Source organism: Mesorhizobium erdmanii USDA 3471 (assembly GCF_000472705.1).
Taxonomy (GTDB): domain Bacteria; phylum Pseudomonadota; class Alphaproteobacteria; order Rhizobiales; family Rhizobiaceae; genus Mesorhizobium; species Mesorhizobium erdmanii.
Genome location: NZ_AXAE01000020.1, coordinates 46,579 through 63,706 on the forward strand (window position 1 = coordinate 46,579; position 17,128 = coordinate 63,706).

Below are 17,128 nucleotides of genomic sequence, written 5' to 3' on the forward strand. Positions count from 1 at the left end.
GGGCCTTGCCCTGCGACGGCAGTCCGTTCGCCACTCCCCCGCGCAACAGCAGGCACAAGCCATGGATATCGTCAAACTCGCGATCAACAACGCCCGCCTGACCATCGCGGTCCTCGTCTTCCTCTTAATCGCTGGCGGGTTCGCCTATCAGTCGACGCCGAAGGAAGCGGAGCCGGATGTTCCGGTTCCGAATATGTATGTCAGCCTGATCTATCAGGGCATCTCGCCGGAGGATTCCGAGCGACTTCTGCTGCGACCGATGGAAAACAAGCTGAAGAGCCTCAAAGGCCTCAAGGAGATGCGCTCGGCCGCCTTCCAGGGCGGCGGCTATGTAATGGTCGAGTTCCAGCCGCAGACGAACCTGGCGACAGCGCTGCAAGACACGCGCTCCAAGGTACAGGACGGCAAGGCCGACCTTCCGCAGGCGGCTGAGGAGCCTGTCGTCACCGAAATCAACATCTCCGAATTCCCTGTGCTGGTAGTCACACTGTCGGGCGATCTGCCCGAACGCGTGCTGACCGCCGCAGCGCGTGAATTGCGCGACCGCATCGAAGAGGTGCCCGGTGTTCTCGAAGGCTCGCTGCAGGGCTCGCGCGACGATCTCGTCGAAGTCGTCATCGATCCGATGAAGCTGTCGTCCTATGGCTTGCAGCTCGACCAGCTGATCGGTGCCGTCGGCGCTTCCAACAGCCTGGTCGCCGCCGGCAATATCGAAGGCTCCGAAGGCAAATACGCCGTCAAAGTGCCGTCGCTGATCGAAACGCCCGAGGATGTGGCGGCGCTGCCGGTCGTTGCCGGCCCCAATGCCGTCGTGCAGGCCAAGGACATAGCGACGATCCGTTCGACCTTCGCCGACGCCACGACGATCACGCGCCTCAACGGCAAGCCGGCCATCGCCATCGAGGTGAAGAAGCGCATCGGCGCCAATCTGATCGACACGCTGACGAAGGTCAGGGAGGTGTCCGACACCTTCGTCAAGACCATGCCCGAGGGCATGCACGTCACCTACACGCAGGACAAGTCGGTCTTCGTCAACCAGCTGCTCGGCGACCTGCAGAATCACGTGATGATCGCCGTCATCCTGGTGTTCATCGTCATCCTCTACGCGCTGTCCGGGCGTGCCTCACTGCTCATCGGGCTGGCCATTCCATCATCCTTCCTGATCGGCATCCTGCTGTTGGCGATGATGGGCTACACGATCAACATGATCGTGCTGTTCAGCCTCATCCTGGCGGTCGGCATGCTGGTCGACGATGCCATCATCGTCACCGAATTCGCCGAACGGCGCATGAGCGAGGGTATGCCGAAGCAGGAAGCTTTCGCGCTCGCCGCCAAGCGCATGGCCGGTCCGGTCATCGCGGCGACGATGACGCGCATCGCCGCCTTCTCGCCATTGCTGTTCTGGCCCGGCATCATCGGCGATTTCATGAAGTACATGCCGATCACGCTGATCGTCACACTGTCGGCATCGATGCTCTATGCGCTGGTCTTCGCGCCGACACTGGGCGCAATCTTCGCCAAGGCGCCGCAGCATCACGAGGATGGCAATCGCGATGGCTGGTACATGGCTGTCGTCAAACAGGCGGTACGCTTCCCCATCACCGTGATGGTGCTCACCGTCGTCCTGCTGGCCGGCATCTTCGTCGGCTATTCGAAGTACGGTGCCGGCGTCGAGTTCTTCCCGAGTGTCGAGCCCGACTACGGCCTGCTCTACGTGCATGCCCGCGGCAACCTTTCGCTGGCCGAAATGGACACGGCGACCAAGATTGCCGAAAACAGGCTGCTCGGCTGGCCCGGCATCAAGTCGGTCTATACCCGCGTCGGCAAGTCGCAAGGCGGCGGCCAGGATGTGCCGGAGGACGTCGTCGGTGTCATCCAGTATGAGTTCATCGACTGGCGCGAACGCAAATCGGCCAATGATATCCTGAACGATCTGCGCGGCGTCATGGCCGGCATTCCCGGCGTCGACGTCGAGGTTCGCGTTCCCGAAGCCGGGCCGCCGACCGGCAAGCCGATCCAGATCAGGCTTTCGGCGGTCGATCCCAAGGGGCTCGACGACAAGGCTCGGGCCGTTGCCGCGCGCATTGCCAAGGTGCCTGGCGTCATCGACATTTCCGACGGCCTGCCGCCGCCCGGCGTCGACTGGGCGCTCGAGGTCGACCGGGCCAAGGCCGCGCAATACGGTATCAGCCCGACTTCGGTTGGTACGGTGGTGCAGCTCGTCACCAATGGTCTGAAGCTGTCGGAATACCGGCCTGCCGGCGCCGACAAGGCGGTCGACATCCGGCTGCGCCTGCCGGAGGACCGGCGCACGCTGTCCACGCTCGCCGAGCTCAGGGTGCAGACCTCGCAAGGATCGGTGCCGATCTCGAACTTTGTCGTCCGCAAGGCGAAGCCGAGCGTCGGCATCCTCAACCGCATAGACGGCGCCCGCACCGTGGTGGTGCAGGCCAACGTTACGGCTGGCGCCCAGGTCGCCGCCGTCCAGCAGGAGGTTACCCAGGCCGTCACCGACATGGGCCTCGGCAGCGGCATCCGCTGGAAGCTGGCCGGCTCCAACGAGGACAGCGCCGAAGCCAGCGCCTTCCTCAGCAAGGCCTTTGGTGCCGCGATCTTCCTGATCTTCCTGGTGCTGCTGGCGCAGTTCAACAAGTTCACCAGCGTCTGGCTGGTACTGTCCTGCGTGGTCATGGCGACGATCGGCGTTTTCCTTGGCCTGCTGATCACCGGCGAGACGTTCGGCATCGTCATGTCTGGTATCGGCGTCATCGCGCTGGCCGGCGTCGTGGTGAACAACAACATCGTGCTGATCGATACCTATGACCGGCTGCGTGAAGAAGGCTGGGACAAGATGGACGCGGTGCTGCAGACCTGCCGCGAGCGTGCGCGTCCGGTGGTGCTGACGGCGGTGTCGGCCATCCTCGGCGTGCTGCCGATCGCCTTCGGCCTGGGGCTGGAAATCTTCCATCACGAGACGACGATCAACGCGCCGTCGACGCAATGGTGGATTTCGCTTTCCTCGGCCATCGTCTTCGGCCTGTCCTTCGCCACCGTGCTGACGCTGGTGGTGACGCCGTCGATGCTGATGGTGTTCACCCGCGCCAAGGTCAAGCCCGGTGCGCGGCGCGGCTTGTTAAGCCGGCTGTTCCGGCGCGGCAAGGGCGAGATATCGTCGGAGGCGACGGCAGCGGAAGCCGGCGCGGAACCCGCGATCGCCTTTCCGAAAGCCGCCGAATAGGCAGGCTGCGTGATTTGGAATGCAAAAGGCCGCCCGGAACAACCGGGCGGCCTTTTGCATTGTTCCCCCGCACGAATTCACACGCGGGGTCTCTTCATGCCGATCAGCACCATCGTCATCATCGTCCTGATCCTTGTCATCATCGGCGCGGTGCCGGCGTGGCCGCATTCGCGCTCGTGGGGTTATGGACCGTCGGGTATTCTTGGCGTGGTGCTGGTAGTGGTTCTGGTGTTGCTGCTGATGGGGCGGCTCTGAGTTGGCTCGCCGCCCTCGAGCAATTGCTGGAAAAGTGTCAAACCGCTTTCCCTTCGGAATTGCGTCAAAACAGAGAGATAGAGCGTTCAGGCAGCTTTCGAAACGCCGTTCACAGTGGCGATGCCGATGTCGCCGAGAGCCTGGGCGACAGCCTGATCCAGTGGCGTATGTGGGATCTCACCGATGATGCTCTCCAGCCGCGTCGAAGCCAGCTGGTGCGGTTCGAAGCGCAGGTAGGACATCGAGACGATCTCGCGCCACATCGCCACGAACGGGCTGCCGGCACGTAACACCCACCAAGGCATCGACGTCATCTTGAGCGAACGGCCGACGGCCTTCTCCGCGGCCGCCTTGATCCGCAGGTCGGTGACCGCGTGGCCCGGAAAGTTCAGCGCCTCATAGGAGCCGAGCTTGTCGAGGTTCTTGGCCAGCGCGACGAAGCCCACGGCGAAATCCGGGAGATAGGCCCATTCATGCACGAGGTCGGCCGGGCCGGGCGCGGTGTAGACGCCTTTGCTTATCTTGGCAGCGACGACAAGGTCGAACCAGGAGCCGCTGCCGGTGCCGCCGAAGAAATCGCCAGCCCGTAAGATAATGGTGCGCACGTGGCCCGCGTCTGCCTCGCGGCGGAACAGCTCCTCCATGGCGCAGCGGATGCGGCCCTTTTCGGTAGTCGGATGGAACGGGGTGTCTTCCGTAATCACCGCCGGCATCGGCGAGCCGTAGTTGTAGACGGTGCCGGGGAACAGATGCAGCGCGTCGTTGGCATGACAGGCGGCCATGACATTTTGCGCCATCGGCAGGCATTTGCCCCAATCGGTGTAGATCGGGTTCAGGCCGTTGAAGATGATGTCGACGCCTTCGGTGGCGCGGATCAGCGACTGACGGTCCAGCGCATCGCCGGTGACCGCCGTGGCGCCCTTGAGTTCGGCCGGCCCCTTGCCGGTGCGGGTGACGGCGCGGACATCGAAGCCGGCGTCGATGAAGGCTTTGGCAACCACGCGGCCGAGCCGGCCGTTGGCGCCGAGAATTGCGATCTTGGTCATTGTTCGTCTCCTTGTTCGAGGCGACAGGACCAGCCCGTCGCTTCGTGATTTCTCTTGGCTCAGCGTTTGCCGAAGAGGTCGCGGTTGCTGCCTTGGACGACCGGCTTCCGATCGGTCCCATCGGATTTGCCGATCGACGTGGTGATCGTGGTGTCGGTGCTGGCGACGGCCGTCTGGCTGGCATTGTCCGAGCCATACTTGTCGCTGCCGGCAAAAGCGGTGCTGGCGGCGGCGGTAAGTGCGATCTTGGTCATTTCGAAGTTCTCCTTGGTTGCTGGTTGCAATCCGTATCGGTGTTTGCAGGGCGAATATGATTGCCCAATCGATGAATTGAAATTGACCATGGATGCAGGTTTGATATTCATTCTTGAATGGCAGACATCGACTGGAACCTGATCAAGAGCTTCGTCACGGTCGCGGAAACCGGCAGCCTCTCGGCTGCGGCGCGAAAACTGTCGGCCAGCCAGCCAACGCTTGGGCGTCACATCTCGGAATTGGAACAGGAGCTCGGCGTCACGCTGTTCCGGCGTGGTCGAAGCGGCTATGCGCTGACGGAAGCCGGGGCCACCCTGTTCGAGCGCGGCAAGACGGTCAGCGAGCAGGCGAGTGCTTTTTCACGGCTGGCGCTGGGTTCGGTCGAGGCGATCGAAGGCACCGTGCGCATCGCCGCCAGCGAAGTGGTGGCGGCCTATGTGCTGCCCGAAATGATGGCGCGGCTCGGCATCGAGGAACCCGGCATCGAGGTCGAGATCGTCGCGTCGAACCAGGTCGAGAACCTGCTGCGCCGGGATGCCGACATCGCCATCCGCATGGTCAAACCGGCGCAGAACGAACTGGTGGCGCGCAAGGTCTGCGATATCCCGCTCTGTGCCTGCGCGGCCATTGCCTATCTCGATCGGCGCGGCCGCCCGCTCGGGCCAGCCGATCTCGTGGATCACCCCTTGATCGGCTTCGATCGCAGCGACGAGATGATCCGAGGCTTTACGCAATTGGGCATTCCGGTCACCCGAAGCAGCTTCCGCTTCAGGGCCGACAGCCAGATGGTCCTGTGGGAGGCGGTGCGGACGGGAAATGGTATTGGCCTTGGCCAGGCGCCGCTGGCAGATCGCGATCCGCTGGTGGAGAAGGTGCTGCCCGGCCTGCCGCTGCCCGAGCTGCCGGTATGGCTGGCGATGCATCGCGACGTGCGCGGCAGCGTGCGCATCCGCCGCGTGGCGGATTTCCTGCACGAGGAACTGAAGCGCTACTCGGCGGGTGCGGGTGCGAATTCGGCGCGGTGAGCGAGACCCGCCATCAGCAAGACGACGATCAGCAGCACCGACATGGCGATGAAGATAGGTCCGAAGCTGGAATGTTCGGCGACGAAGCCGATCGCCGACGGCGCCACCAGGATGCCGGAATAGCCCATGGTGGTGACGACGCTCATGCCGGTGCCCGATGACATGCCTTCCTGGTTGCCGCCGGCGGAGAAGATGATCGGCACCATGTTGGCGATGCCGAAGCCGCACAGCGCAAAGGCCGCGATGGCGAGCCAGGGTGAGGGCGACAGGCCGGCGACCAGCATGCCGGCGGCGGCGACAATAGCCGAACCGCGCAGCGTCGCCACCGCGCCGAAGCGGTTGCGCACGCCGTCGCCGAAGAAGCGCATGATCGCCATGACGCCCGAAAAGGCAGCGTAGGCAAGACCGGCGACGGCAAGATCGGCGCCGAGTTCCTGCCGGAGATACAGCGCCGCCCAGTCTAGCACCGCGCCTTCGGAGATCATCGTCAGCAGGGCCATCAGCCCAATCAGGTAGACCAGCGGGTTTGCCGGCAGAGCGAATTTGTGATGCTCGGCCGCCTGGGGCCTGTCCTCGGCGATGAGATACCCGACCGCCAGCGCTATCGCCGCGAAGGCAAGCGCGGTCACGACCGCGGCATGGGCGAGGTGGCCGTATTGTTGAATGGCAAAGCCGCCGAGCGCGCCGCCGGCGAAACCGCCAAGGCTCCAGAAGCCGTGCGAGGACGACATGATGGCGCGGGACAGTTTTCGCTCAACCACCACCGCATTGGCGTTCATGGCGACATCCATGCCGCCGATCGAGCCGCCGAAGATGAACATGGCGATAGCCGCCAGCGGCACGTTGGGCGCCAGCGCCACGACAAGCAGGCCGAGGCTGCCGCAAAGGCCGAACCAGCGCAGCACGGTGCGCGAGCCATGTTTCGAGATCAGGTGGCCGCACCAGGTCATGGCGGTGACCGCGCCGGCGCCAAACAACAGGATCAACAGGCCGAGTGTGAACTTCGAGATGTCCAGCCGGGTCAGGAACACCGGGATCTGCGGCGCCCAGCTGCCGGTCAGGAAGCCATTGGCGAGAAAAATGGCCGCCACGGCCCATCGCCCGCGAATGGCAATTTGCATGGCGTTCGAGACGTTCATAAGGCGAATCCGGTCCAAAAATGGCTTTGCGCGGCAAATTAGATCGATTCAATTCGTAGTCAAGCGATTGCAGCGGGAAAGGCTTGGACCAAGCTATGAAGCGTAACCGTGAGCGTGCGTGGCGGACTATCTACGTTGGCGCTTGGCCGAAACATCCTCCACGTCGTCATCCACGGGCGGAGCAAGGAGCGAAGCGACGCGCGTAGACCCTAGATTGACGAAGCCGTGAGGTCCGCGAGCAAGGCGCTTCGGCTCAGTGGTCCCTCGGCCGCCTGGCCTCGAACTCCGCCTTCTTGGCATCCGACGCTTCGGTCTGGTTGAGCGCCTGCCAGTCGGCATAGGGCATGCCGTAGACGATCTCGCGCGACTGATCCTTGGAGAGATCGACGCCCTCGGCATTGGCCGCATCGCGATACCAGTTCGACAGGCAGTTGCGGCAGAAGCCGGCGAGGTTCATCAGGTCGATGTTCTGCACGTCGCTGCGTTCCCGGAGATGCTCGATCAGCCGGCGAAAGGCCGCCGCCTCGAAGTCGCGCTTCTGCTCGTCGCTGAGTTCGGTCATCGAAACCTCCGTCATAACGGCCCGGTGCGCGAGCCGAACATCCTTACCGCATGTATATCGGGACGGCGGTCGATGGCGTCAACGATCGGCGCCAGACGCTGCGCCCAGGCGACCGCACCCTTCTGGTCCGAAATCAGGTCCTGACGGATTTCGATCAGCGCGTGGGCGTAGCCATTGACGATGGCATGCCTGAACATGGTGTCGCCGCGCAGCGCGCCGTCATAGGGCTCATTGTCACCGACGACGAGGTTCTTGTCTTCGGCAAGCATGTCGATCAGCGGCCGCGCCACCCGGTCGTCCTTGTCCCACAGAATGCCGACATGCCAGGGACGTTGCCTGCCTTGCATGGCGGGCGTGAAGGAATGCACCGAGAAGATGAAGGGCGCCAAGCCGGAAGCCTGCGCGACCGAGGCAATCATGGCGCCGACGGCGTCGTGATAAGGCCTGTAGAAGCGATCGAGCCGCCTTTCGCGCTCCTCCGGCGCGATAGGATAGTTTCCCGGCACGACGGTGCCGTCATAAAGCTGGCGAATAAGCGTCGGATCGTCCTCGCCGCGATTGGGGTCGATCAAGAGCCGCGAAAAATTGGCGATCACCGCTGGCACGTCGAGCGTGGCGGCGAGTTCGCGTGTCACCGCCTCGACGCCGATATCATAAGCGATGTGGCGCTCGAATTCCGCCGCGGGCAGGCCGAGGCTGCCATAGTCGTCGGGCAGGTCGCGGCGGGCATGATCGGCCAGAAGCACGATGCCCCGCTTGCGGTCGCCCTCGACAATGTCGAAAGGCGCGAAAACTGTGGATCGGGTCATTGGCGGGAAATGGTCTGTTCGCTGGCTTCCGGGGAGGGTGCTATCGTCATTCCACGAAGACGACGCGTGCGCAATGCCGTTGTTTGGCCAAGGTTTCCCGGAAAATCTGGCAAGGGGCGACGGATAGTGCGCCGGGAGCCTTCCTAAATCGATTGGAATTGATCAAAACGGCGCGTTGACATGCGCCCGGACTTTTCCGAAAAGGGGCGCAGAGAGATGCTGATGTGGTTCTTGAGGGGTTTTGCGATGAGGTCCGCCGGCAGGCAGCGCATGCGCTCCGCCTTTGCCATGCCGTTCCTGATCCTGACCGTTGGCGTGTCGGCGATGGTCATGGCCTCGCCGGCGCGCGCCGATTTCCGCGTCTGCAACGCCACGCAGAACCTGGTCGGTGTCGGCATCGGCTATCGCGCCAAGGCAGGCTGGATCACCGAGGGCTGGTGGCACATCGAAGGATCGAGCTGCAAGACGCTGATCGAAGGACCGCTGTCATCAAGGTTTTACTATCTTTATGCAGAAGACGCCGAGCGCGGTGGACGCTGGGACGGCCCGATCAACATGTGCGTGGCTGAAAAAGAGTTCAAGATCGCCGGCGTAAACGACTGCGTCGCCCGGGGCTTCCAGCGCGCCGGATTTCAGGAATATGACACGGGCGAACAGGCAAGCTGGATGGTCCAGCTGACCGATGAGCCCGCAACGGGAGGCGCTCCAGCCGCCCCGGGAACCAACAGTCAATGAGACGCAGCCGCAAGGTCAAGATCCTAGCCACAATCGGTCCGGCCTCCTCCTCCGAGGAGATGCTGAAGAAATTGTTCGAAGCGGGCGCCGACGTGTTCCGCATCAATATGAGCCACACCGACCATGAATTGATGCGCACGCTGGTCGCCCGCATCCGTGCCGTCGAGGAAAAGGTCGGCCGGCCGATCGGCATCCTCGCCGACCTGCAAGGGCCGAAGCTGCGCGTCGGCAAGTTCGCCAATGGCAAGGAAGTGCTGACGCCGGGCCAGACCTTCACGCTCGACGACAATCCCGAGCCCGGCACGTCGACCAGGGTTTACCTGCCGCATCCGGAGATCCTGAGTTCGGTCGAGGCCGGTCACCGTCTTTTGATCGACGATGGCAAGCTCGAGCTGAAGGCGGTGAAGAGCGATGGGAGGTCGATCACCTGCACCGTCGTCGCCGGCACCACGATTTCCGACAAGAAGGGCGTCAGCCTGCCCGATACGGACCTGCCGGTCGGCGCGCTGACCGAGAAGGACCGCAAGGATCTCGACGCGGTGCTCGCCACGGGCGTCGACTGGATCGCGCTGTCCTTCGTACAGCGGCCGGAAGATCTGGCCGAAGCGCGCAAGATCGCGCGCGGCCGGGCGCTCATCATGGCCAAGATCGAAAAGCCGCAGGCCGTTGCCCGGCTGGCCGAGATCATCGAATTGTCCGACGCGCTGATGGTCGCCCGCGGCGATCTCGGTGTCGAGATGCCGCTGGAGGCGGTGCCCGGCATCCAGAAGCAGATCACGCGCGCAGCGCGCCGCGCCGGCAAGCCGGTGGTGGTCGCCACGCAGATGCTGGAATCGATGATCACCGCCCCGGTCCCGACCCGCGCCGAAGTCTCCGACGTCTCGATCGCGGTGTTCGAGGGCGCCGACGCCATCATGCTGTCGGCGGAATCGGCGGCGGGTGCCTATCCGGTCGAAGCCGTGGCGATGATGAACCGCATCGCCACCAAGGTGGAAACCGATCCGACCTATGCCGGCATCATCAATGCCCAGCGCTCCGAGCCGGAAGCGACCGGCGCCGACGCCATTTCGCTGGCGGCCCGCGAGATCGCCGAAACGCTGAAACTGGCGGCGATCATCACCTATACGGCGTCCGGCACCACCGGCCTGCGCGCCGCGCGTGAGCGGCCGCAGGTGCCGATCATCGCGCTGTCGCCGATCCTCAATACCGCGCGGCGGCTGTCGCTGTTGTGGGGCACGCATTGCGTCGTCTCGCCGGATGCCATCGATCTCGACGACATGGTCAACCGCGCCTGCCGCATCGCGCTGGAAGAAGAGTTCGGCAAGCCTGGCGACCGCGTCATCATCACGGCCGGTGTGCCGCTGAGGACGCCTGGCTCGACCAACATGCTGCGCATCGCCTATGTCGGATCGGAAGCGCAAAGCAGCCGGTAGAGCGGTTCATCCTTCACGGAAACGTCGCCTGAGTGCTTCCGGGTGACTGGCCGACGGACTTCAAGCCGTCGCGATCCTCAGCGCTCTCGCCGCGGCTTCAGCATGGTCTATGCGCTGAAGAAACCGCCGCGCCCGAGAAATGAGGTCATGGAGGTACTGGTCCGGTCCCAGTATCTTTCGCCGGTTGAGTTCGATCGTATCGAGCAGATCGAAATCGACCTTGGTGATGGCGCAGTGCCATCCGGCGGCGCGTGAAGCCCAGCTCTTCCCATGGTGCTCCAACAACCGCTCGCGGGCGCAATAGCCGTGGTAATCAAAAGCGATCACGCCGTTGGTCACATAGATATGGTTTCCGGCAAAGCCCTCGCCTGGAATGATCCGTTCGCCGTAGAATCCTTCCAGAGGGGGATGCTCGAGAAAGGTGCCGGCGAGAATGTGGCACGCACCGTGACCGAAGAAGATGCGATCCGGCAGCGCCCAGCGCTTCTCCGGATTTCTCTTTATGCCATGCTTGAGGACGTACATGTCAGCCCGGCGCCAGTTCGGCTTGAGGCTCCTTGATGTCGGGGCATTTGCCCACGCCATAGGCGTCGCCTGATATCCGCGCCTCCACCGTTCTGGCCATCGCCTCCAGATCGATCTCCTTGCCGGCGACTTTCTCGATGGCACCGACGACGAGGTCGCCGGCGATCCAGTCCGGCTTGTGGCCGAGATTGTGCACCCAGACCAGCTCGGCGCCGGCTATGTCGCGCACCAGGCCGACGGAGTGGATATGCGCGTAGACAACCTTGTCGCGGTCGCCCGAAATGACGACGGTCGGCGCCGTGATCTCGTTATAGTGCGGTGCGGCTCCCAGCGCATAGCTGTAGAGGCCGGCGACGTCGGTGGCGTTGGCGCGAAAGGCCGCCGGCCGCAGCACCATCGGGATCGAGGCGATGCCGAGATAATTGTCAGGCACTTTGTTGGGTGAGAACACGCAAGTCGTGGCATCAGCCAGCTGCAGCGTTCCGGCGGGATAGGTCAGGGTCTCGGAAAACAGCCGGCCGATCAGCGGAACGGTGGTCAGGTCGTAGTACCAGGACGTCGCGCCCCCCGGCCAGGGATGGGTCGCCGGCGCCAGGAAGACGAGACCGAGCGTCTTGTCGGCATGCTCGCGGCCGAAAGCGGCTGTGACGACGCCGCCGAAGGAATGGCCGACGATGACTGCTTGTCTGATGCCGAGACGGTCCATCAAGGCGGCGATGGTGGCGGCCTGCGCCGATGGGTTCTCATTGTTGCCGGGTCCGCGCCCCGACCAGCCAAAGCCCGGCCGGTCGAAGAACAGCATCTCGGCGCGGCCTTCTAGCAGAGGCCGTAGCGGCAGCATCTGGTCCCTGAGATTGGCGCTGGCCCCGTGGATAAAGACGATCGGCGGCAGGTCGGCGTTGGCGGGGCGGGGAATGTGAACGTAGTGGATGCGGGCGCCGCCGATGTCGGCGAATTCACCAATCGGCGGATTGCGGCGCTCGATCAGCCACGTGCCGACGCGGGTGACGCCGACAAGGCTGAAAACGAGTGCGAGGAGAAAGGCAAAGGCGGCGTAGATCAGGTTCATCCGGGGAGATACGGGGGTGGAGGGGAATAAGTTGTGGGGTAGCGCAGCAGGGTCATGCGTCCAGCAGCACAATCCACTCCCTACTGCCTTACTGCCCTATTCCCTTACTCCCTTCAGAGCATCAAATGCCTTCGCCGGCCAGCTCTTCGGAAAGTGTCGCGACCTGGTCCTGGGCGCTGCGCATCATCGGGTAGATGGCCAGAACCTTCTGCCAGGCCTCGAGCGCCGACTGCTTGTGGCCGGTCAGCGCCATGATCTGCGCCAGACCCGACAGCGCACCGAAATGGCGCGGCTCGAGCTGCAGCGTGCGCTCAATGTCGGACATCGACTTGCCGTAGTTCTTCATCATGAAATGCACAGTGGCGCGCCGGTTCCAGCCTTCGGCATAGGTAGGCCGCAGGGTCACCACCTGGTCGAGGAAATCGAGCGCGACGTCGAATTTCTGATTGTCCATCGCCTTTTGCGACCACAACATCATCAGATCGATCGAGGCGCTGCCGGACTGGAACCATTCGCTCCAGATGTTGCCGGCAATGCGTTCGGCGGCCTTTTCGTTGCGCTCGCGCTTCAGGTCAGAAAACAGCTTGTCGAGCCGGGCCTGTTTCGTCATCGGCGCGGCATCCGGTGTGGCCGGCGCTGCCGGCTGATCGTCCGCGGCCGTGGCCGGCAGGACGCCGGAAACGAGCAGGGCTGTCAAAAATGCAAAGAGAATCCGCATCGCCCGATCCTAGTCCCGGGCGGCGGAACAGCAAAGTGATTTTAGCGTAAAAGGGTCGGCAGGCCGACAAGCATCAATTGGCGGAGGCAAAAGCCTCCGGCCGAAACCTCAACCCTGGCGCGCCTTGTAGCGCGGGGCGGTCTTGTTGATGATGTAGATGCGGCCCTTGCGGCGAACCAGCTGGTTGTCGCGGTGACGCGCCTTCAGCGCCTTGAGCGAATTCTTGATCTTCATGGTCTTGCCTGTCGGTGTGGACCCGGTTCCGGGTCGAAATTTTAAGGCGCGCCAGAAGACGCGCCTTTTCAACGGTGGGTGGCTCATAAACGAGGAGCCTCGCCCATGTCAACCATAAGTCAGCCGCAAGAATGCTCTACACCGCCATATCATCAAATATCCGCCATGTCCGCCGCTCGGCATTGCACGGTTCCGGGCGGGCTGGGATGATGCGGTGTATTCCAAGTGATTTGGGGGACGATCATGCGCCGAATATTGCTGTCCGCCTGCCTTGCCGTGCTGGCGGGAGCGTCGGTTGCGGGTGCGCAGGAATGCGACCGCACCGACGACAGCCAGCAGATGATGAACATATGCGCCGGCGAAGACTACCAAGCCGCCGACGCCAAGCTCAATGCCGCCTATCAGAACCTGATCAGTTCCGACGATGCCGATGCCAAGAGACTGCTGCAGGCGGCGCAGCGGGCCTGGATCACCTTCCGTGACGCCGAATGCGCGCATACCACCGCCGCCAGCGCAGGCGGTTCCATCCATCCGATGGTGGTTTCCCAGTGCCTGACCAGGCTGACTAATGAGCGCATCAAGCAGCTCGCCGCCTCCGCCGATTGCGAGGAAGGCGACGTGAGCTGCGCCAGTCCCGATCAGGACAGCGACGAGGTGCAATAGGCGCGTTTGCGGGATTAAGTTCGGCGGCTGATGCGGGTGAAATGGCCCATCTTGCGGCCGGGCCGCGCCTCGGCCTTGCCGTAGAGATGCAGCATCAGCTCGGGCTCGGCGAGCAGGGTGGGCACGCGCAGCACGTCGTCGCCGATCAGGTTCTCCATTACGCAATCGGAATGGCGGCCGGGGCTGCCCAGCGGCAGGCCGGCTACGGCGCGGATATGCTGCTCGAACTGCGAAACGATGCAGGCGGCCTCGGTCCAGTGGCCTGAATTGTGGACGCGCGGCGCAATCTCGTTGGCCAGCAGCGAACCGTCGGAAAGCACGAAGAACTCGACGCCGATAACGCCGACATAGTCGAGCGCCGACAGGATTCTTGCCGCTGCCGCCCGCGCTGCTTCAGCCGTTTCAAGTTTGACGCCGGCCGGCAGGGTCGAGGTGTGGAGAATGCCGTCGCGGTGGACATTCTCGGCCGGATCGTAGGCGGCGACCGTGCCGTCCAGCCCACGCGCGGCGATTACCGAAATCTCGCGCTCGAACGGCACGAAGCTTTCCAGGATCAGCGGGACATTTCCCATCGACTCGCAGGTGCCGGCGAAGCCGCCTGATTCCATGTTGCGGAAGACGCGCTGGCCCTTGCCATCATAGCCCATGCGCCGCGTCTTCAATATGCCGCTGCCGCCAAATGTTTTCAGCGCCGCCGCCAGGTCGCCGTCGGTATCGACCGGACGAAAATCGGCGGTGGCAATGCCGATGCCGTTTAGGAATGTCTTTTCGCTCACGCGATCCTGCGCGACGTCAAGCGCACGTGCCGGCGGATAGACCGGCACCTCGGCCGCAAGCGTTTTCGCCGCCGCGACCGGTACATTCTCGAATTCGTAGGTGACGACGGCACTGGCCGCCGCGAGCTCGGCAAGGGCGGCCGGGTCGTCGTAGGCGGCCGTAATCTGACGGTTGACGACCTGGGCGGCCGGACAATCCGGCTGCGGCTCCAGCACGACGGTGCGGTAGCCGAGGCGGGCGGCGGCCATTGCCAGCATGCGGCCGAGCTGGCCGCCGCCGATGATGCCGATGGTCGATCCGGCAGGCAGGCTCACGGCGCGTCCGTCGGCTCAGCCGCGACCTTGGCGGTCTGCGAGGCGCGCCAGGCGTCGAGGCGCTGGGCAAGCTTGTCGTCGTTCAGCGCCAGCACAGCGGCGGCCAGCAGGGCCGCATTGGCCGCGCCAGCCTTGCCGATGGCGAGCGTCCCTACCGGAATGCCAGCCGGCATCTGAACGATGGAGAGCAGCGAATCCTGTCCCGAGAGCGCCTTCGATTCCACCGGCACGCCGAAGACTGGCAACGGCGTCATCGCCGCCGTCATGCCGGGCAGGTGGGCAGCGCCGCCGGCGCCGGCGATGATAACCTTGTAGCCGGCGGCCTTGGCGCCCTTGGCGAACTCATAGAGACGGTCGGGTGTGCGATGCGCCGAGATGATCAGCCTGGTATGCGGGACGCCCAGCGCCTCGAGCGTTTCGGCCGCCTGGCGCATCGTCGCCCAGTCGGACTGGCTGCCCATGATGATGGCGACGTCGGCGCGTTGATCGTTCAAGCTATTGCTCCCCGGCGACAAAGGCGCGCCTTAGCGGAATTCGCGCGGGGCCGCAAGGATTTCAGGCCTCGGCTGGATGCCGACGGCCACAATCCGGCTCACACCGCCGCCTTGCGGAAGCGGGCGACGAAGTCGTCGAGCTCGGGGCGTTCCATGTCGGAGATCGCCCAGTAGGAGAAGGCGCCGTCGCTCCAGTGCACCATCGAGAAGCCACCCGACGAAAGGTCGTCCGGCTGGGTGGTCTTGCCGCCCTGCTGCGGTTCGGCGACCAGCGTGATCAGGTGTTCGCGGTGGCGGTAGACCAGGGCAGGCACTGGCCGGCCTGATATCACCTCGACCCGGCCGCCGATCAGCGCATAGCCGTCCTGGGCAAGATCGGGCGCCGGCGGCGACACGCCGATGCGGGCGTCGAGCCATGGCTTGACGGTGTGACGGTCGGACGAGACGATGTCGATCGGGCTTGATGCCAGCAGGCTGCGGCGATGGCCGCTGGCGACCGCCGCGGCAAAGCCGTCATCCACGCCGCTCTGCATCACCCATTGGGTCGCCCCGCTGGCCAGCACGGCGCTGATCATGATCGACGCGGCCATGGCGCGCCAGTCGAACGAGCCGAAGCGGCGTGCCCTTGGCGATGTCCGTGTCTGCGCGGGGCGTGTCCCGGCGTCACGCCTCTGGCCGCCGCCGGCGACCGAAATCAATCCCGGTAGAGCAGACGCCGCGCCCCGCTGCGGCCCTGTCGCCTCGGCGGTCGCCTGCTCGTCGGCGCCAGCCATGGCGATCGCCGCGATGCGGGCCCGAAAGGCGTCGCTGACATCGGGACGCGGCAAGCGGCTGACCGCGCCTTGCAAGGCGACAATGCGGGCATGCTCGGCGGCAAGCCGGGGATCGGCGGCGATGCGACGCTCCACGGCAAGGGCGGCCGCCGCATCGAGCTCACCATCAACAAGGGCATGGATCATCAGTCTGATACCTTCGGGATCGTTGGGCAGTCCGTCGTCGTGCGTCATGACGCTCTCCCCAGTTCAGACGCCAGCAGGCCGCGGGCGCGGGCCAGCCTGGACATCACGGTACCGATCGGCACGGTGAGCATGGCCGATATTTCGCGATAGCTGAGGCCGTTGATATCGCGCAGCACCAGCGTTTCGCGGAATGGCTGCGGCAGGGCCGCGATCGCCGCCTCCAGTGCCGCTGTGTCGGCCCTGGCGATCAGGCTCGCCTCCGGGCCGTCCTCGTCCGGCAGGCTGGTGCCGTGTGCCGCCGCCATGTCGTCGAGATCGCCAAGGTCGCCGACGGCCATCATGGCGCGCGGCCGGTTGCGCGCCATCCAGGTGTAGGAGGTGTTGCGCACGATGGTCAGCAGCCAGGCACGGGCGTTGCCGCCGGCATAGCCTGATATGCCGGCATGCGCCTTGATGCAGGCGTCCTGCACGACATCCTCGGCGTCGGCGGCATTGCCGGTCAGCCAGCGGGCGAGCGACAGCGCGTCGCCAAGATGCGGCAGCACCACCTGGTTGAAGCGCTCTGCCAGGGCCCTTTCGCTCAAAGCAGCACCATGATCGGATACTCCGGGCCGTGCCGCCTCAAGATGCGACGGTGGCCTTGCCTTGCTCGCAGGGGGAAATCCCCCGGAAGCAGGCAGAGCCGCCTGCCTTGCCGAAACTGAATTCATCTGCGTCACCGGTGTCAAGCGCTGTGGGAAGAAGGGGCGCTACAAAGGAGAGCCTGACGACGATCATGCTCGCCAGCACATGGTGATGGCTGACGCCGCGACTAAAGTCGCTGTCCTTGCAATGATACGGCATGCCGGTCTCCTCAACGCCAATGGTGGCGTATGCCG

The 17,128-nt window shown here is 64.3% G+C and carries 21 protein-coding genes; 6 read left to right on the plus strand and 15 right to left on the minus strand.

Going from position 1 to position 17,128, the window contains the following annotated elements:
* The first annotated feature begins 61 nt into the window (after window positions 1–61).
* Both A3AU_RS0116855 and A3AU_RS1000000137980 read left to right on the plus strand, forming a co-directional pair.
* Window positions 62–3,238 (plus strand): efflux RND transporter permease subunit, encoded by a 3,177-nt coding sequence (locus A3AU_RS0116855; RefSeq protein WP_027053900.1) that lies wholly within the window; start codon window positions 62–64, stop codon window positions 3,236–3,238.
* Between the two features lie 96 nt (window positions 3,239–3,334).
* Window positions 3,335–3,493, plus strand: a complete 159-nt coding sequence (locus A3AU_RS1000000137980; protein ID WP_032917548.1) for a DUF3309 family protein — start codon at window positions 3,335–3,337, stop codon at window positions 3,491–3,493.
* An 86-nt stretch (window positions 3,494–3,579) separates the two neighbouring features.
* Here the strand turns inward: A3AU_RS1000000137980 and A3AU_RS0116865 are convergent, their stop codons facing one another.
* On the minus strand, window positions 3,580–4,539 hold the full coding sequence (locus A3AU_RS0116865; protein ID WP_027053901.1) for an SDR family oxidoreductase: 960 nt from the start codon (window positions 4,537–4,539) through the stop codon (window positions 3,580–3,582).
* Between the two features lie 59 nt (window positions 4,540–4,598).
* Window positions 4,599–4,793, minus strand: a complete 195-nt coding sequence (locus tag A3AU_RS0116870) for a DUF680 domain-containing protein (protein WP_027053902.1) — start codon at window positions 4,791–4,793, stop codon at window positions 4,599–4,601.
* A 117-nt stretch (window positions 4,794–4,910) separates the two neighbouring features.
* Between A3AU_RS0116870 and A3AU_RS0116875 the strand changes: the two genes are divergently transcribed.
* Window positions 4,911–5,819, plus strand: coding sequence for a LysR family transcriptional regulator (locus A3AU_RS0116875; protein ID WP_027053903.1), 909 nt, complete (start codon window positions 4,911–4,913; stop codon window positions 5,817–5,819).
* Here the strand turns inward: A3AU_RS0116875 and A3AU_RS0116880 are convergent.
* The 4 genes from A3AU_RS0116880 to A3AU_RS1000000140400 form a co-directional block, all read right to left on the minus strand.
* Window positions 5,783–6,958, minus strand: coding sequence for an MFS transporter (locus A3AU_RS0116880; protein WP_027053904.1), 1,176 nt, complete (start codon window positions 6,956–6,958; stop codon window positions 5,783–5,785). The genes A3AU_RS0116875 and A3AU_RS0116880 overlap by 37 nt on opposite strands.
* A 253-nt stretch (window positions 6,959–7,211) precedes the next feature.
* Window positions 7,212–7,520 carry a DUF1244 domain-containing protein gene (locus tag A3AU_RS0116885; RefSeq protein WP_027053905.1) on the minus strand — a complete coding sequence of 103 codons (309 nt, stop codon included), beginning with the start codon at window positions 7,518–7,520 and terminating at the stop codon, window positions 7,212–7,214.
* 11 nt (window positions 7,521–7,531) lie between these two features.
* Window positions 7,532–8,329, minus strand: a complete 798-nt coding sequence (locus A3AU_RS0116890; RefSeq protein ID WP_027053906.1) for an N-formylglutamate amidohydrolase — start codon at window positions 8,327–8,329, stop codon at window positions 7,532–7,534.
* Window positions 8,330–8,472: 143 nt separating this feature from the next.
* Entirely contained in the window at window positions 8,473–8,661 is a 189-nt protein-coding gene (locus A3AU_RS1000000140400) for a hypothetical protein (RefSeq protein ID WP_167335243.1), read from the minus strand.
* On the opposite strand from A3AU_RS1000000140400, the gene A3AU_RS0116895 reads away from it, so the two are divergent.
* Together A3AU_RS0116895 and pyk are read left to right on the plus strand one after the other, a co-directional pair.
* Window positions 8,618–9,064, plus strand: coding sequence for a DUF1036 domain-containing protein (locus A3AU_RS0116895; protein WP_244277693.1), 447 nt, complete (start codon window positions 8,618–8,620; stop codon window positions 9,062–9,064). The genes A3AU_RS1000000140400 and A3AU_RS0116895 overlap by 44 nt on opposite strands.
* Window positions 9,061–10,497 carry a pyruvate kinase gene (gene pyk / locus A3AU_RS0116900; RefSeq protein ID WP_027053908.1) on the plus strand — a complete coding sequence of 479 codons (1,437 nt, stop codon included), beginning with the start codon at window positions 9,061–9,063 and terminating at the stop codon, window positions 10,495–10,497. The genes A3AU_RS0116895 and pyk overlap by 4 nt, the downstream gene beginning before the upstream one ends.
* Before the next feature lie 60 nt (window positions 10,498–10,557).
* On the opposite strand, the gene A3AU_RS0116905 is transcribed toward pyk, so the two are convergent.
* The 4 genes from A3AU_RS0116905 to ykgO all read right to left on the minus strand — a co-directional run bounded on the left by A3AU_RS0116905 (window position 10,558) and on the right by ykgO (window position 13,043).
* A complete protein-coding gene (locus A3AU_RS0116905) occupies window positions 10,558–11,022 on the minus strand; it encodes a hypothetical protein (protein ID WP_027053909.1) in 465 nt (154 codons plus the stop codon).
* A gap of 1 nt (window position 11,023) precedes the next feature.
* Window positions 11,024–12,091 carry an alpha/beta fold hydrolase gene (locus A3AU_RS0116910; RefSeq protein WP_027053910.1) on the minus strand — a complete coding sequence of 356 codons (1,068 nt, stop codon included), beginning with the start codon at window positions 12,089–12,091 and terminating at the stop codon, window positions 11,024–11,026.
* A gap of 121 nt (window positions 12,092–12,212) precedes the next feature.
* On the minus strand, window positions 12,213–12,809 hold the full coding sequence (locus A3AU_RS0116915; RefSeq protein ID WP_027053911.1) for a tetratricopeptide repeat protein: 597 nt from the start codon (window positions 12,807–12,809) through the stop codon (window positions 12,213–12,215).
* 108 nt (window positions 12,810–12,917) lie between these two features.
* Entirely contained in the window at window positions 12,918–13,043 is a 126-nt protein-coding gene (ykgO, locus tag A3AU_RS0116920; protein WP_006203764.1) for a type B 50S ribosomal protein L36, read from the minus strand.
* 243 nt (window positions 13,044–13,286) lie between these two features.
* On the opposite strand from ykgO, the gene A3AU_RS0116925 reads away from it, so the two are divergent.
* Window positions 13,287–13,706: a lysozyme inhibitor LprI family protein gene (locus A3AU_RS0116925; RefSeq protein WP_027053912.1), complete on the plus strand. Its 420-nt coding sequence runs from the start codon at window positions 13,287–13,289 to the stop codon at window positions 13,704–13,706.
* A gap of 14 nt (window positions 13,707–13,720) precedes the next feature.
* Here the strand turns inward: A3AU_RS0116925 and A3AU_RS0116930 are convergent, their stop codons facing one another.
* The 5 genes from A3AU_RS0116930 to A3AU_RS0116950 form a co-directional block, all read right to left on the minus strand.
* Window positions 13,721–14,797: a 5-(carboxyamino)imidazole ribonucleotide synthase gene (locus A3AU_RS0116930; protein WP_027053913.1), complete on the minus strand. Its 1,077-nt coding sequence runs from the start codon at window positions 14,795–14,797 to the stop codon at window positions 13,721–13,723.
* On the minus strand, window positions 14,794–15,291 hold the full coding sequence (gene purE, locus A3AU_RS0116935) for a 5-(carboxyamino)imidazole ribonucleotide mutase (RefSeq protein ID WP_027053914.1): 498 nt from the start codon (window positions 15,289–15,291) through the stop codon (window positions 14,794–14,796). Before purE ends, A3AU_RS0116930 begins: the two co-directional genes overlap by 4 nt.
* A 98-nt stretch (window positions 15,292–15,389) precedes the next feature.
* Window positions 15,390–16,298 carry an anti-sigma factor family protein gene (locus A3AU_RS0116940; RefSeq protein ID WP_027053915.1) on the minus strand — a complete coding sequence of 303 codons (909 nt, stop codon included), beginning with the start codon at window positions 16,296–16,298 and terminating at the stop codon, window positions 15,390–15,392.
* Entirely contained in the window at window positions 16,295–16,834 is a 540-nt protein-coding gene (locus tag A3AU_RS0116945; RefSeq protein WP_027053916.1) for a sigma-70 family RNA polymerase sigma factor, read from the minus strand. Before A3AU_RS0116945 ends, A3AU_RS0116940 begins: the two co-directional genes overlap by 4 nt.
* 37 nt (window positions 16,835–16,871) lie before the next feature.
* Window positions 16,872–17,093, minus strand: coding sequence for a hypothetical protein (locus tag A3AU_RS0116950; protein ID WP_027053917.1), 222 nt, complete (start codon window positions 17,091–17,093; stop codon window positions 16,872–16,874).
* Window positions 17,094–17,128: the final 35 nt, after the last annotated feature.